Genomic DNA, 15,339 nt, shown 5'->3' on the forward strand with positions numbered 1-15,339 from the left:
TTGGACAAACCTTGGCCTAGCGGGCTTGCGCGAGGCGGTTGATGGCGGCTTCGATCGACAGCGTCTCGCGCTCGCCCGTTGCCCGAACCTTGATTTCGACATTGCCGTCGGCGACGGACCGCGGTCCAGCGATGACCTGCAGCGGCAAACCGATCAGATCGGCCCTGGCGAACTTGCCACCGGCGCGCTCATCAGTGTCATCGTAAAGCACCTCAAGCCCGGCATTCTCCAGTGCTGTCTCAATCTGCTCGCAGGCAGCATCGCAACCCGCATCGCCTGGCTTCATGTTGATCAGCCCGACATCGAACGGCGCCACGCCTTTTGGCCAGATAATGCCGTTTTCATCATGCGATGCCTCGATGATGGCGCCAAGCAGGCGCGACGGACCGATGCCGTAAGAGCCCATCGAAACGAAGTGCTGCTTGCCGTCTGCCCCCTGAACGGAAGCGTTCATCGGCTCGGAATATTTCGTGCCAAAATGGAAGATGTGGCCGACTTCGATGCCACGGGCAGAGACGCGGGTATCTTCGCTGAGCCCCTCCCAGGCCTCGCGCGCCCAGTCTTCCGCCTCCATGATTTCGTCAGTTGCGGCGAACGGCGTCGTCCACTTGTCGACAATGGCGGCAACGGCGGCGGCATCGTCATAATTCATGTCGGCGCCGGGCACCGCAAAATCTTCAAAATCACGATGGCAGAAGACCTGGCTTTCGCCGGTTTCAGCCAGGACGATGAATTCATGACTCAGGCTGCCGCCAATTGGTCCGGTGTCCGCACGCATCGGGATCGACTTGAGTCCGCAGCGTTCGAATGTGCGAAGATAGGACACGAACATCCGGTTATAGGCGGCTTGCGACGCCTCATAGTCGAGATCGAAGGAATAGGCATCCTTCATCAGGAATTCGCGGCCGCGCATGACACCAAAACGGGGCCGGCGCTCATCGCGGAACTTCCACTGGATATGATAGAGATTGAGCGGCAGGTCCTTGTAGGACTTGACGTAGGAGCGGAAAATGTCGGTGACCATTTCCTCGTTGGTCGGGCCGTACAGCATCTCGCGGTCGTTGCGATCCTTGATGCGCAGCATCTCCTGACCGTAATCATCATAGCGGCCGCTTTCCTTCCACAGGTCAGCAGGCTGCACGGTGGGCATCAGGATCTCGATGGCGCCTGCCCGGTTCTGTTCCTCACGGACGATGTTGCAAACCTTGTCGAGCACCCGCTTGCCCAGCGGCAGCCAGGAGTAGATCCCGGCAGATTGCTGCTTGATCATGCCCGCCCGCGCCATCAGCCGGTGGGAAACAATTTCCGCATCCTTGGGGTTTTCCTTGAGGATGGGCAGGAAGTACTTCGACAAGCGCATGGGATGATCCGGTTTGGTCTTGAGCCATGAAGGCAGAATCGGGCAAAATAAGGGTAGTTACGCACTGCGTTCTTATCCGCTTCGCGGTGCAAAGAAAACCCGTAGAACCGCCACCTTGCCCCTTCGAGCGGCACTTCGTCCGAACCGATCACTTCATGTTACAAACCACCCAAAAAGCGCGTGACAAGCGCTTTGGATTGCGTTAAATAAAGCACACAAATGAGGCATTCCTTTGAGGAAATGCCCGATTCGCGGTCAAAGTCTTGGGAGGATAGGATCTCAGGCGCGCTTTGTTCGCAGCCCCCGGGCAACCGGGAAACAGATCACGCGACACCTGAACAACAAGGCTTTTGCCTTGTTTTTTTTTGCCCGCATTGCGCTTCATCCAATCAAACCGGCTACCCGGCCGCGTAAAGCAGTTGCCTGCGGCTCACGGAGCGGGGCGCATGACGAGCGGGGCTTACCAACTTCAATCCTGCTTGCGCGCACCCTTGCCGAGTTCTTCCCTGGCACGGATATCCTTGTCCATCTTCCTGAGGCTTTCCTTGACGCCGTCATCGGCTTTCTGCTTGACGTCGGGAACCGCATGGCGCTGGTTGCGCACATTGGCCTGATCGTTTCCCTGCAGGTCATTGTCGCCCATTTTGTCCTGAGCGAGGTCGGTTTCCGTCAAGGTCGGTTTCTTGCCTGGGGTTTCGGCCATGCCTGATCTCCATTGGTTATTGCGTACCTTTCCAGAACGGAAAGAAGTTCACAAAGTTCCAAAGAGAATATGAGCCGTAGGCATCGCACCAGCGCTCGGGCACAGGCCGAAGCTACATGTCGCGAGCGCGGTTCGGCAGGCAGATCAGATTGAGGTCACGACCTGAAATCCGGGGTTAGCGCAATCAGGTCGTCGAGCGTGTAGCCACCGCCCAGGGTGACCAGCAGATAGATCGCAAGCAACACCAGCGAGATCACGGTGGTGCGCCAGAAAATCGGGGCAAAACGGAAATTTGCCGGTGCGCTGTGGGTGGTCCCGAGCGTTACCTCCCCTTCGTCGGCCTGGCTGCGCGCCGAGAACGGTAAAACGGTAAACAGCACCACCCACCAGATGATGAAAAAGATCGCAAAACTGGTTCCGAAAACCATTATCTCATTCCTCTACAGCGCCGGTCTCTACTGGCTTAGCCCAGTCATTGATCCGCATCATACCGCCTGATTGCGGTAAAACCATGCAAATGCAGTACCCCCGCAGGCGTAAGCCGTGCCGGCATCGCCTCAGGCTTGTTCGAGCTCGATCAACGTGCCGTTGAAATCCTTCGGGTGCAGAAACAGCACCGGCTTGTTATGGGCACCAATCTTCGGTTCGCCGTCGCCCAACACCCGCGCGCCTTCTTGCTTGAGTCGGTCACGGGCAGCCAGAATATCTTCGACCTCGTAGCAGACATGGTGCATCCCGCCCGAAGGGTTCTTGGCCAAAAACGCGGCAATCGGTGAGTCAGGTCCCAACGGTTCAAGCAGTTCGATCTTGGTGTTGGGCAGCATGATGAACACCACCGTGACACCATGCTCAGGCAGAACCTGCGGCTCGGTCACCTCTGCGCCCAGCATGGTCTGGTACTGGGCACTTGCGGCGGCGAGATCAGGCACCGCAATGGCAACATGGTTCAGTCGTCCAAGCATGATCGTCCTCTCACACCTTGCTGACGAACACCGTCACCACAGGCTTCTTGCCCCATACCTCGTTTGCTGCAGCGCGAACAGAGCGACGGATTGCCTCGCGCACCCCATCGATGTCCTTGCGGCGCCCACGCGGGATGCTCTCGACCGCCCCCAGCACCGAATCATAGAGAATATCCTCCATGTCGTCGCCGCTGCCGTCGAATGCCGGCAGGCCGATTGCTGAGACGATCGGATCGCGTTGAAATTCAAACCGCTGGTCAAGCATCACATTGACCGAGACATGGCCTGCGAACGACAGCTTGCGCCGCTCGGAAATTCCCATCTCGTCGTAATCGCCAATCAGCTGACCATCCTTGTAGATGCGGCCGTGCGGCGCCTCGCCGATCACTTCCGGCGCTCCTGGCGCCAGTCGCAGGATCGAGCCGTTACGCACACGCGGGGTCAACGCGATGCCGGCGGCCTGCGCCAAAGCGGCCTGCGCGGTCAGATGCGCTGCCTCACCATGCACCGGCACCAGGATCTTCGGCTTGACCCACTCATACATCTGCACCAGTTCGCTGCGCCGCGGGTGACCGGAGACATGGACCAGCGCGTCACCATCCGAAATCACCTTCACGCCTCGATCAATCAGCGCGTTCTTGATTTCGATAATGCCCTTTTCGTTGCCAGGAATTGTCCGCGAGGAAAACACCACGGTGTCGCCCGCAGCAAGCGCAACATTGCGCATCTCGTCGCGCGAGAGCTTGGCCAATGCTGCCCGCGGCTCGCCCTGGCTTCCGGTCAGGATCACGACGACCTTGTCGCGCGGAATATATCCGTATTCGTCTTCGGCAAGAAAGCCGGGCAATCCGTCCATCATGCCGAGATCGGTTGCCACATTGACGACCCGCTTGATCGAGCTGCCGAGAAGAAGAACTTCGCGGCCGGCGTCACGTGCAGCTTCGGCGATCGACCGGATACGACCGACATTGGACGAAAACGTTGTGATCGCCACCCGGCCCTCGGCCTGCTCGATGACCTCACGCAGACCCTGGCTGACTTCCTTTTCCGACGGCGAAATCCCCTCGCGCATGGCGTTGGTGGAATCGCACATCATGGCAAGGATCCCCTCCTCGCCCAATTGCCGGAAACGGTGCTCGTCGGTTAGCGGTCCGAGCGACGGCGTGGCGTCGATCTTCCAGTCACCGGTATGAATGAGGTTACCCAGCGGTGTCCGGATTGCCAGCGAGAACGGCTCGGGTATCGAATGGTTGACCGCGACCGGTTCAATCTCGAAAGGACCGACCTGAAAACGCTCGCCCGCCTTGAAAACGGTCACCGGTACTTCGGCCCTGGTCCGCTCATAGGCGCGCTTGGCTTCCAGCATGCCGGCAGTGAACGCCGAGGCATAGACCGGCACCTTGAGCTGCGGCCAAATCGGCGCCAACCCGCCATAATGGTCTTCATGGGCGTGGGTGATGATGATCGCCTTGAGCTGTTTACCGAGCTTCTTGACGAAATCGATATCTGGCAGGATCAGATCCACGCCGGGCAGTTCCGGCCCGGGAAACGTCACCCCGCAATCAACCATGATCCATTCGCGCTGTTTGGGAGATCCGTAGCCGTAAAGCGCGAGATTCATGCCGATTTCGCCAACGCCGCCGAGCGGAATGAATACGAGATCCTGGTCTTTTGTCATCAATTATCCTGTCTGGTCATTTCCATGAGCGGGGAAAAAACACGTCGCCGGAGGCGATCATTTGCTTGTTCCCGTCCGGCGTTGCAAGAATAAGCCTGCCCTCGCCGTCTATACTGTCAAACAGACCATGTATTTGGCGGTCTGGCAAATTCACCGTTACCGGTTTTCCGATCCCGTCGGCGCGCGTCATCCAGACATCACGGATGGCGCTGAGGCCGCGTCCCTGGTCCCATTTCGACAATGCCAAATCCATCGACACCACCAGCCGCGCGAACAGTTCGTGTGGCGTAACCGCGCTTCCCTGCTCGGCCAGGCACGTCGCCGGATAGAGCCCGGCTTCGGGACGGTGGGCGACATTGACGCCGCACCCGATCACCACAGCCGTGCCGCCGCCGGGCAGTCGCTCGGCTTCGATCAGAATGCCTGCAGTCTTGCGGCCATCAAGTAACAGATCATTGGGCCACTTGATGCGCAATTCTCCCGCATCAGTCGGCAGCACCGTCGATATGGCATCATGGACGGCAATTGTCACGGCCAGTGGCAAGCTGGCCATCGCTTCCCACGCCGCCGGATCAATCAGCAAAAGCGAAGCATAGAGGTTGCCCGGTTCGGAAACCCAGACACGCCCCCTGCGCCCGCGGCCACCGGTCTGGCGTGTTGCAGTGATCCACAAACCGCCGGGATCGCCCGCACGCGCCCGATCCATGCACTCCGCATTGGTGGATGCCACATCCCCCAATTCGACATGCCGAAAATCTGGACCCCTCATGCGGATAGCCGCGGCATGCTAGAAGAATGTCTTCGCGGCAACGTCGGCGGCAAGGCCCAGCGGGTTGGAAACGACCACGAAAAACAGCACGAACAGCCCAGCGATTCCGAACACCAGTTTGAGTTCTCCCGCCACCGGGACGAAACTGTCAGACGGTTCATCGAACCACATGATCTTGATGATCCTGAGATAGTAGTACGCACCAACCACGGAAGCCAACACACCGATGATCGCCAGCGTATAGAGCTTGGCCTCAATCGCTGCGACAAACACGAAATACTTCGCGAAAAACCCTGCCAGCGGCGGAATCCCGGCCAGCGAGAACATCATGATCGTCATCATCAACGCCATGAAAGGGTTGGTCTTGGCAAGACCGGCAAGATCGGTGATCTGCTCGACATTACCCTCTTCCTTGCGACGCATGGCCAGGATGACGGCGAACGTGCCGAGCGTCATCACCATGTAGATCAGCATATAGAGAATGACACCGCGCACCCCGGCCTGGCTGCCGGCGGCAAGACCAACCAGCGCAAAGCCCATATGACCGATCGACGAATAGGCCATCAGACGCTTGATGCTTTTCTGGCCGATCGCCGCAAATGCCCCAAGCACCATCGAGGCAATCGACATGAAGACGACGATCTGCTGCCAGTCGAGCGCGATTGGTTCGAACGCCTCGATCACGATGCGAATGAAAACCGCCATGGCAGCAATCTTCGGAGCAGCCGAGAAAAAGGCCGTCACCGGTGTAGGCGCACCTTCATACACATCCGGAGTCCACATGTGGAACGGCACTGCCGAAATCTTGAAGGCGATACCTGCAAGCACGAACACCAGACCGAACACCAGACCCAGCGAGCGGTCGTTGCTGGCAATCGCGGTGGCGATCTCGTCAAACCCGGTAAAGCCGGTGTAGCCGTAGACCAGCGAAGCGCCGTACAGCAAAAGCCCCGAAGACAAGGTACCGAGAACAAAATATTTAAGGCCCGCTTCAGTCGACCTCGAGCTCTCACGGTTGATCGCAGCGACCACGTAGAGCGCCAGCGACTGCAATTCCATCCCCATATAGAGCGCAATCAGGTCATTGGCCGAAATCATCAGCAACATGCCCAGCGTTGCCAGCACGATGAGAACCGGAAACTCGAACTTATCGATCCGCTCCGACTTGGCGTGGCCAACGGTCATCACCATTGCGGTGATCGAACCGATCAGCACCAGCACCTTCATGAAGCGCGCGAACGGATCGGACAGGAAGGCCCCGTTATAGGCTTCGCCGTTGCCGGTCACCAGCACCAGCACCAGGCCGGCGGCAATCAGCAGCGCCACGGCCAGCCCGTTGACGAGGGTCACCGACTTCTCGCCGGAAAACACACCCACCATCAACAGCAGCATGGCACCTGCGGCCAGCATGAGCTCGGGCACAGAAAGCTGTAGGCTCGAAAAGAGGATATCTGGCGTCATGGTCCCGCAGTCTCCGTGGCTCAGTTCACAGTCAGCGCGAGATCGCGCGCTGCTTGCAGCGAAGCCGTGTAGTTGTTGATCAGCGCGTCAACCGAAGCCGCCGTCGCATCAAAGATCGGCGCCGGATAGACGCCAAAGAAGATAATAAGCACGATCAGCGGATACAGGATCGCTTTCTCGCGGCCCGACAGGTCGAGCATGGCCTTCAGGCTTTCCTTTTCCAGCGCACCGAAAACGACGCGGCGGTAAAGCCACAAGGCATAGGCAGCCGACAGGATCACGCCGATCGTGGCAAACAGCGCCACCATCGTGTTGGCCTGGAACACGCCCATCAGCGTCAGAAACTCACCGACGAAACCGGAGGTGCCCGGCAGGCCGACATTGGCCATGGTGAAGATCATGAATGCCGCGGCATATCTGGGCATGTTGTTGACCAGTCCGCCATAGGCCGCGATTTCCCGGGTGTGAAGCCGGTCATAGATCACGCCGACGCAAAGGAACAGCGCGCTCGAGATCAGACCGTGGCTGAGCATCTGGAAGATCGCCCCCTGCACCCCCTGCTGGTTGGCAGCGAAGATACCGAGCGTCACGTATCCCATATGCGCCACCGACGAATAGGCGATCAGCTTCTTCATGTCCGTCTGCATCATCGCCACCAGCGAGGTGTAGATGATGGCGACCACCGACAGGGTGAACATGAACGGGGCGAAATCGGCCGAAGCCAACGGGAACATCGGCAGCGAGAACCGCAGGAAGCCGTAGCCGCCGAGCTTCAGCAGGATGCCCGCCAGGATTACCGATCCTGCGGTCGGCGCTTCCACGTGCGCGTCCGGCAACCAGGTATGAACCGGCCACATCGGCAGCTTGACTGCAAACGACGCAAAGAACGCAAGCCATAGCCAGGTCTGCATCTCCGCCGGGAAATCATGCGCCAGCAGCATCCGGATATCGGTCGTGCCTGCATCCCAGAACATCGCCATGATCGCCAGCAGCATCAGCACGGAGCCCAAGAGCGTGTAGAGAAAGAACTTGAAGCTCGCATAGACGCGGCGCTTGCCGCCCCACACGCCGATGATCAGGAACATCGGAATCAGACCGGCCTCGAAGAAGACGTAAAACAGCACGATATCGAGCGCGCAGAACACGCCGATCATCATCGTTTCCAGGATCAGGAAGGCAATCATGTATTCGCGCACACGGGTCTCGACCGACTTCCAACTGGCCAGAATACACAGCGGCATCAGGAAGGTGGTGAGGATGACGAACAGCATCGAGATGCCGTCAACACCCATCGCATAGGAAAAGCCCGACCCCGCCATCTCGATGCTTTCAACCATCTGGAAGCCGGGATCGACGTTGTCGAAATTTGCCCAGATCAGCAGCGACATGATGAAGGTCGCGGTGGTGCCAAGCAGCGCCACCTGTCGAATGTTGCGTCGACCGATCTCCGTGTCATCCTTGATGGGCAGGATAAACAGGACACAGATCAAAGGTATGAAGGTGACGACGGACAGAAGAGGCCAATCGGTCATCAGAATGCACTCCCGAGCATCATCCATGTGACAAGCGCTGCAATTCCGATCAGCATCACGAAGGCGTAGTGGTAGAGATAACCGGTCTGCAGTCGAACGACCCGCCCGGTGATGTCCTGGACCCGGGCAGCGATGCCGTCGGGGCCATACCCGTCAATGACGCGGCCATCGCCCTGCTTCCACAGGAACTGGCCAAGCCATTTGGCGGGACGGACAAAGATGAAATCGTAAAGCTCGTCGAAGTACCACTTGTTGAGCAGGAACTGGTAGAGCACGCGGTGATCCTCGGCCAGCCGCTTGGGCGTTTCCGGCGAACGGATATAGAAGAACCAGGCGGTGACCAGTCCCAGCAGCATGGCCACAAACGGGCTCAGCTTCACCCACAACGGCACGTGGTGGAATTCATCGAGGATCGTGTTGTCGGGCAGCGTAAACAGCGCCCCCTTCCAGAATTCGGCATATTCATGGCCGAAGAAATATCCCTGGAACAGGACACCCGCAAACAGCGCGCCGGCGGCCAGGATGAACAGCGGAACCAGCATCACCATCGGTGATTCATGCGCGTGGTGCATGACATCAGCCGATGCCCGCGGCTTGCCATGAAAGGTCATGAAAATCAGCCGCCAGGAATAGAAGCTGGTAAACATTGCCGCGATCACCAAGAGCCCGAAGGCCATGCCAGCTGCCGGATTTTCTGCGACATAGGCGGATTCGATGATCATATCCTTGGAGAAGAAGCCGGCGGTGCCCAGCATGGTGCCGGGAACCCCGACACCGGTCAGCGCAAGCGTGCCGATGATCATCATCCAGTAAGTTACGGGAATCTTCTTCCGCAATCCGCCCATGCGCCGCATGTCCTGCTCATCAGAGACAGCGTGGATCACCGAGCCGGAGCCAAGAAACAGCAGTGCCTTGAAGAAGGCGTGCGTGAACAGATGGAAGATCGCCGCGCCGTAGGCGCCGATGCCGAGCGCCACGAACATGTAGCCGAGCTGCGAACAGGTCGAATAGGCAATCACCCGCTTGATGTCGTTCTGAACCAGGCCGACGGTGGCTGCGAAGAACGCCGTGATGGCGCCGATCGACACGACCACGGTCAAGGCGTCAGGGGAAAGTTCAAAGATCGGCGACATCCGCGCCACCAGGAACACGCCCGCCGTCACCATGGTCGCGGCATGGATGAGTGCCGACACCGGTGTCGGCCCCTCCATCGCGTCCGGCAACCATGTATGCAGCAGGAATTGGGCAGACTTACCCATCGCGCCCATGAAAAGCAGCAGGCAGACACCGGTGATGGCGTGCGCCTTGTCAAGCTCCATGCCGAACAGGTTTATCACCGCATCCCCTGCGGGGGCGCCTTCCGCCGGAAGGAAATCGGCGGCAGCGGCAAAGATCGTTTCGAACGAGGCCGAACCGAACAGAACGAACAGACCGAAGATGCCCAGCAGGAAGCCGAAGTCGCCGACCCGGTTGACGACAAACGCCTTTATCGCCGCAGCATTGGCCGAAGGCTTCTTGTACCAGAATCCGATCAGCAGATAGGAGGCCACGCCAACGCCTTCCCAGCCGAAGAACATCTGCAACAAATTGTCCGATGTCACTAGTGCCAGCATGGCGAAAGTGAAGAACGAGAGATAGGCGAAGAACCGCGGACGATGCGGATCGTTATGCATGTAGCCAATCGAATAGACGTGCACCAGGCAGGATACGGTGTTGACCACCACCAGCATGACCGCGGTCAGCGTATCGATCCTGAGCGCCCAATCGACGCTGAAGGACCCTGATTCGATCCAGCGCATCACTAGAATGCGGATGGTCTCGCCATCCCCGACGGCAACCGAGAAGAACGCCACCCACGACAGCAGCGCCGCAACGATCAGGAACAGCGTCGTCACATATTCCGACGCCTTTGCGCCGATCGCACGACCACCGAGACCGGCAATGAGCGCGCCGATAAGGGGAAGAAAGACGATAGCTTGGTACATGGCTCTCTCAGCCCTTCATCATGTTGACGTCTTCCACGGCGATCGAACCGCGGTTTCGGTAAAAGACGACGAGAATGGCGAGCCCGATGGCGGCTTCTGCAGCGGCAACCGTCAGCACCATAAGTGCGAACACCTGGCCGACCATGTCGTTGAGGTGCATCGAGAACGCCACCATGTTCACATTGACGGCAAGCAGGATCAATTCAATCGACATCAGCATGATGATCACGTTCTTGCGGTTCAGGAAGATCCCGAAGACGCCGAGCGTAAACAGGATCGCGCTGGCTGTCAGATAGTGGGGGAGTCCGATTTCCATTCGCTTGTTCCTTCACGCCTCCGCGTTCAAATGCCTTGGCCCGGCTTGACGTCGACCACCTTGATGGCGGTTTCCGGCGTCCGGGCGACCTGACGGGAGATGTCTTGCCGCTTGATGTGTTCACGATGCCTCAGTGTCAGCACGATGGCCCCGATCATGGCCACCAGCAGCACCATTCCGGCTGTCTGGAAGTAGAAGATGAAGTCCGTGTAAAGCACATCTCCAAGCGCTTCGGTGTTGGTGCGCTCCGACAGTGCCGGGATCGGGCTGGCGCCGCTGACCGCGGCCGACGAAATAAAGGTATTGCCGGCCAGCACCACGATCAGTTCCGCAGCCAGGATCAACCCGACAAGCACGCCGATCGGTGCATATTCAAGCGCGCCCGACTTCATTTCGGCGAAATCGACATCGAGCATCATCACCACGAACAAGAACAGCACCGCGACCGCGCCGACATAGACGACCAACAGGATCATCGCCAGGAACTCGGCTCCGGTCAGCAGGAACAATCCGGCTGCGTTGAAGAAGGTGAGAATCAGGAACAAAACGGAATGCACCGGATTGCGTGCCGTGATCACCATGAACGCGGATGCCACTGCCACGAAGGCAAACAAATAGAAAAACAGAGCCTGCAGACCCATGATCGGCGCCTTTTCGTCTTTCCCCGAGTGACAGCAGCAACTTGCCCCTGCCCCGATTGAGGTAGGCGTGGCCCAAGCCACGTCCCTCCCCGTGCGTCATCACAACCGGTGCACGAACGCGCACCGTCCTCAATTTTACCTGTAGGGCGAATCGATCTCGATGTTACGAGCGATTTCCCGTTCCCAGCGGTCGCCATTGGCGAGCAGCCGGTCCTTGTCATAGTAGAGTTCTTCGCGCGTTTCGGTCGCGAATTCGAAATTCGGCCCCTCGACGATGGCGTCAACCGGGCAGGCTTCCTGGCAGAAGCCGCAGTAGATGCACTTCACCATGTCGATGTCGTAGCGCACGGTGCGGCGGGTGCCGTCATTGCGACGCGGACCAGCTTCGATGGTGATCGCCTGCGCCGGGCAGATGGCCTCGCACAATTTGCAGGCAATACACCGTTCTTCGCCGTTCGGATACCGTCTGAGCGCATGTTCGCCACGGAAACGCGGGCTCACCAGTCCTTTTTCGAACGGATAGTTCAATGTCGCCTTCGGCGCGAAGAAGTAACGCATCGACAGCACGAACGCGGCGACGAACTCTTTCAGGAAAAGCGATTTAGCAGCTTGAGCCAAGGCCATTGTCAGTCTCCGCTCTTGCCCGGTCCGATGGACCGGTGGGTGGAATGGAAGGTCATGATCAAGGCGCCGTCCCCGTCAGCTTGAGCACGAAGGCAACGATCACGAGCATTGCCAGCGAGATCGGCAGGAACACCTTCCAGCCAAGCCGCATCAGTTGGTCATAGCGGTAGCGTGGCACGAACGCCTTTACCATGGAGATCATGAAGAACACCATGCAGGTCTTGAGCACGAACCAGATGATGCCCGGCACCCAGTTGAGGAACCACACATCCAGCGGCGGCAACCAGCCACCCAGAAACAGGATCGTGGTCAGCGCGCACATCAGCACAATGGCCGCATACTCGCCCAGCATGAACATCATGTAAGGCGTTGAGCCATACTCGACCATGAAGCCCGCGACCAGTTCCGATTCAGCTTCCGGCAGATCGAATGGCGGGCGGTTGGTTTCGGCCAGCGCCGAAATGAAGAAGATGATGAACAGCGGGAACAGCACCAGCCAGTTCCAGTCGAGCAGCGAGTTGGGAAGCCCCACACCGGTGCCGATTCCATCAGCCTGCGACATCACGATATCGGTCAGATTGAGCGATCCGACAGTCAGCAGCACGGCGACGATCACGAAGCCGATCGAAACTTCGTACGACACCATCTGTGCCGCCGAGCGCAGAGCGCCCAGGAACGGATATTTCGAGTTCGAGGCCCAGCCGCCCATGATGATGCCGTAAACCTCGAGCGAGGAAATCGCCATCACGAACAGGATGCCCACGTTGATGTCGGCAATCACCCACCCGGCGCTGACCGGAATCACCGACCAGGTCGCAAGCGCCAGCGTCACCGACACCAGCGGCGCCAGCAGGAACACGCCCTTGTTGGCGCCAGCAGGAACCACCGGCTCCTTGAAGACGAATTTCAATAGGTCGGCAAAGGATTGAAACAATCCCCAGGGGCCCACCACATTCGGGCCGCGGCGCAGTTGCACGGCTGCCCAGATCTTGCGGTCGGCATAAAGAATATAAGCCACGAACAGCAGCAGGGCGACCAGCATCAGCAGGGACTGGCCCAGCATGATGGCCCCAGGCCAGACATAAGTTGTGATGAAACCGTCCATGATGTTTCTCGCCCCTATTCCGCCGCCACTGCCTTGGCGGTCTTCGCCAAGGCCGAACACTCAGCCATCACCGCCGAAGCGCGTGCGATCGGATTGGTCAAATAGAAGTCTTTGACCGTCGACGCAAACACCGTTTTGTTCATCTTCGCCGGTTTCTTCGCAATTGCGGCAATTGCGCCGCCATCACCCTCCGAAATCGCATCGATTTCGGCAAAATGTGGATACTCGGCGTAAAGTGCAGACCGCAATTCGGGAAGCGAATCATAGGGCAGCTTCTTGCCGAGAATCTCTGACAACGCCCTGAAGACTGCCCAGTCTTCGCGTGCCTCACCCGGTGCGAATGCCGCCCGATTGGTCATCTGCACACGGCCCTCGGTGTTGACATAGGTGCCGGATTTTTCCGTGTATGTCGCTGCAGGCAGGATCACGTCGGCATGATGCGCGCCATTGTCGCCATGGGTGCCGATATAGACGGTGAACCCGGCTGTTTTTTTGGTGAAATCAAGCTCATCTGCACCAAGCAGGAACAGGACATCCGTGTCGGTCAGCATTTTCGCAGCCGTAAGCCCGCCCTCACCCGGCACGAAACCGAGATCCAGGCCGCCGACCCGCGCTGCCGCCGTATGCAACACCGCAAAGCCGTTCCAGTCGCCCTTCACCGCACCAACGGCATCGGCGAGCTTGGCGGCGTTGGCCAGCACCGCACCGCCATCGCCGCGCGCCAGCGCGCCCTGACCGATGATGATCATCGGCTTCTTGGCACGCTTGAGTTTGCCGGCAAACTTGTGTGTGCCGTCGACCAGCTCCTTCAGCGTCTCCGGCCCGGCGCCCAGATATTCATGTCCGAATCGCAAGTCGGCCTGTTCGCCAATCAGTGCGATCGGCAATTCGCCCATCCGCCAGCGCTTGCGGATCCGCGCATTCAGGATCGCGGCCTCGCGGCGCGGGTTGGAGCCGATGATGAGGATCGCATCCGCATCCTCGATACCTTCGATGGTCGGATTGAAAATGTAGCTGGCACGTCCCAGCGACGGATCCAGCGCAGCACCATCCTGGCGGCAATCAATATTGGTCGACCCGAGCGAACTCATCAGCGACTTGAGCGCAAACATTTCTTCAACTGTCGCCAAATCGCCGGCAATCGCGCCGATACGTTCCGGCTTGGCGGCCGAGACCGCCGCTGCAACCGCGCCAAAGGCTTCGCCCCAGGACGCAGCCTGAAGCCGTCCGTCGCGCCGCACATAGGGCCGATCCAGCCGCTGCGTGCGCAAACCGTCCCAGATGAAGCGGGTCTTGTCGGAAATCCATTCCTCGTTGACCTGCTCGTTGACCCGAGGCATCACCCGCATCACTTCGCGACCGCGGGTATCGACCCGGATCGCCGAGCCGACGGCATCCATCACGTCGATGGATTCGGTCTTGGTAAGCTCCCACGGCCGCGCCTGGAAGGCATAGGGCCTCGAGGTCAGTGCGCCGACCGGACACAGGTCAATCACGTTGCCCTGCAATTCCGAGGTCATGGCATGCTCGAGATAGGTCGTGATTTCGGCATCCTCGCCCCGGCCGATCAGACCGAGTTCGGATATGCCGCCAACCTCGGTGGCAAAGCGAACGCAGCGCGTGCAGTGAATGCAGCGGGTCATGGTCGTCTTGACCAGCGGGCCAATATATTTGTCTTCCACGGCGCGCTTGTTTTCGTGGAAGCGCGAACTGTCCATCCCGAACGCCATCGCCTGGTCCTGCAGGTCGCACTCGCCACCTTGGTCACAGATCGGGCAATCAAGCGGGTGGTTGATAAGCAGAAACTCCATCACCCCTTCACGCGCCTTCTTGACCATCGGCGTGTTGGTAAACACTTCAGGTGTTTCGCCGTTGGGTCCGGGACGCAGATCGCGCACACCCATGGCACAGGAAGCCGTCGGTTTGGGCGGTCCGCCCTTCACCTCAACCAGGCACATGCGGCAATTGCCGGCAATCGACAACCGTTCGTGGAAACAGAACCGTGGCACTTCCGCGCCGGCCTCCTCACACGCCTGCAACAGCGTGTAGTGATCCGGCACTTCGATCTCGTTTCCATCAACCTTGACCTTGGCCATGCAAGCAGTCCTACTTTTGCAGGCGGTCGATACGACCGCGTACCATCCCCTGAGGGGACCTGAATGTGTTCAGCCGGGCAGCACTCAGACCGCCCGACCCGGTAAAT

The 15,339-nt window shown here is 59.0% G+C and carries 14 protein-coding genes; all 14 read right to left on the reverse strand.

Annotated features, from left to right (window positions below; translation table 11 throughout):
* Window positions 1-16 precede the first annotated feature (16 nt).
* Window positions 17-1,360 (reverse strand): proline--tRNA ligase, encoded by a 1,344-nt coding sequence (gene proS, locus ACK6D9_RS15035; RefSeq protein ID WP_322988047.1) that lies wholly within the window; start codon window positions 1,358-1,360, stop codon window positions 17-19.
* A gap of 469 nt (window positions 1,361-1,829) precedes the next feature.
* The gene (locus tag ACK6D9_RS15040; protein ID WP_412049124.1) at window positions 1,830-2,063 is read right to left on the reverse strand and encodes a hypothetical protein; all 234 of its coding nucleotides are present in this window, start codon (window positions 2,061-2,063) and stop codon (window positions 1,830-1,832) included.
* Between the two features lie 155 nt (window positions 2,064-2,218).
* Window positions 2,219-2,491, reverse strand: a complete 273-nt coding sequence (locus tag ACK6D9_RS15045; RefSeq protein WP_322988045.1) for a DUF1467 family protein — start codon at window positions 2,489-2,491, stop codon at window positions 2,219-2,221.
* A gap of 129 nt (window positions 2,492-2,620) precedes the next feature.
* Entirely contained in the window at window positions 2,621-3,025 is a 405-nt protein-coding gene (mce, locus tag ACK6D9_RS15050) for a methylmalonyl-CoA epimerase (RefSeq protein ID WP_412049125.1), read from the reverse strand.
* 10 nt (window positions 3,026-3,035) lie between these two features.
* Complete coding sequence (locus tag ACK6D9_RS15055) at window positions 3,036-4,703, reverse strand: ribonuclease J (protein ID WP_412049126.1); 1,668 nt, start codon at window positions 4,701-4,703, stop codon at window positions 3,036-3,038.
* A gap of 16 nt (window positions 4,704-4,719) precedes the next feature.
* On the reverse strand, window positions 4,720-5,472 hold the full coding sequence (locus ACK6D9_RS15060) for a biotin--[acetyl-CoA-carboxylase] ligase (protein ID WP_412049127.1): 753 nt from the start codon (window positions 5,470-5,472) through the stop codon (window positions 4,720-4,722).
* An 18-nt stretch (window positions 5,473-5,490) separates the two neighbouring features.
* A complete protein-coding gene (nuoN, locus tag ACK6D9_RS15065) occupies window positions 5,491-6,933 on the reverse strand; it encodes an NADH-quinone oxidoreductase subunit NuoN (RefSeq protein WP_322988041.1) in 1,443 nt (480 codons plus the stop codon).
* A 20-nt stretch (window positions 6,934-6,953) separates the two neighbouring features.
* Window positions 6,954-8,465: an NADH-quinone oxidoreductase subunit M gene (locus tag ACK6D9_RS15070; protein ID WP_412049128.1), complete on the reverse strand. Its 1,512-nt coding sequence runs from the start codon at window positions 8,463-8,465 to the stop codon at window positions 6,954-6,956.
* Entirely contained in the window at window positions 8,465-10,450 is a 1,986-nt protein-coding gene (gene nuoL / locus ACK6D9_RS15075) for an NADH-quinone oxidoreductase subunit L (RefSeq protein WP_412049129.1), read from the reverse strand. Before nuoL ends, ACK6D9_RS15070 begins: the two co-directional genes overlap by 1 nt.
* Before the next feature lie 7 nt (window positions 10,451-10,457).
* Complete coding sequence (nuoK, locus tag ACK6D9_RS15080; protein WP_412049130.1) at window positions 10,458-10,766, reverse strand: NADH-quinone oxidoreductase subunit NuoK; 309 nt, start codon at window positions 10,764-10,766, stop codon at window positions 10,458-10,460.
* A gap of 26 nt (window positions 10,767-10,792) precedes the next feature.
* On the reverse strand, window positions 10,793-11,407 hold the full coding sequence (locus ACK6D9_RS15085) for an NADH-quinone oxidoreductase subunit J (RefSeq protein ID WP_412049131.1): 615 nt from the start codon (window positions 11,405-11,407) through the stop codon (window positions 10,793-10,795).
* Window positions 11,408-11,542: 135 nt separating this feature from the next.
* A complete protein-coding gene (gene nuoI, locus ACK6D9_RS15090) occupies window positions 11,543-12,031 on the reverse strand; it encodes an NADH-quinone oxidoreductase subunit NuoI (RefSeq protein WP_322988037.1) in 489 nt (162 codons plus the stop codon).
* 58 nt (window positions 12,032-12,089) lie between these two features.
* Window positions 12,090-13,136, reverse strand: coding sequence for an NADH-quinone oxidoreductase subunit NuoH (nuoH, locus tag ACK6D9_RS15095; protein ID WP_322988036.1), 1,047 nt, complete (start codon window positions 13,134-13,136; stop codon window positions 12,090-12,092).
* A gap of 14 nt (window positions 13,137-13,150) precedes the next feature.
* Window positions 13,151-15,232 (reverse strand): NADH-quinone oxidoreductase subunit NuoG, encoded by a 2,082-nt coding sequence (nuoG, locus tag ACK6D9_RS15100; protein WP_412049132.1) that lies wholly within the window; start codon window positions 15,230-15,232, stop codon window positions 13,151-13,153.
* Window positions 15,233-15,339: the final 107 nt, after the last annotated feature.

This window comes from Hoeflea sp. Naph1, assembly GCF_046837775.1.
Taxonomy (GTDB): domain Bacteria; phylum Pseudomonadota; class Alphaproteobacteria; order Rhizobiales; family Rhizobiaceae; genus Hoeflea.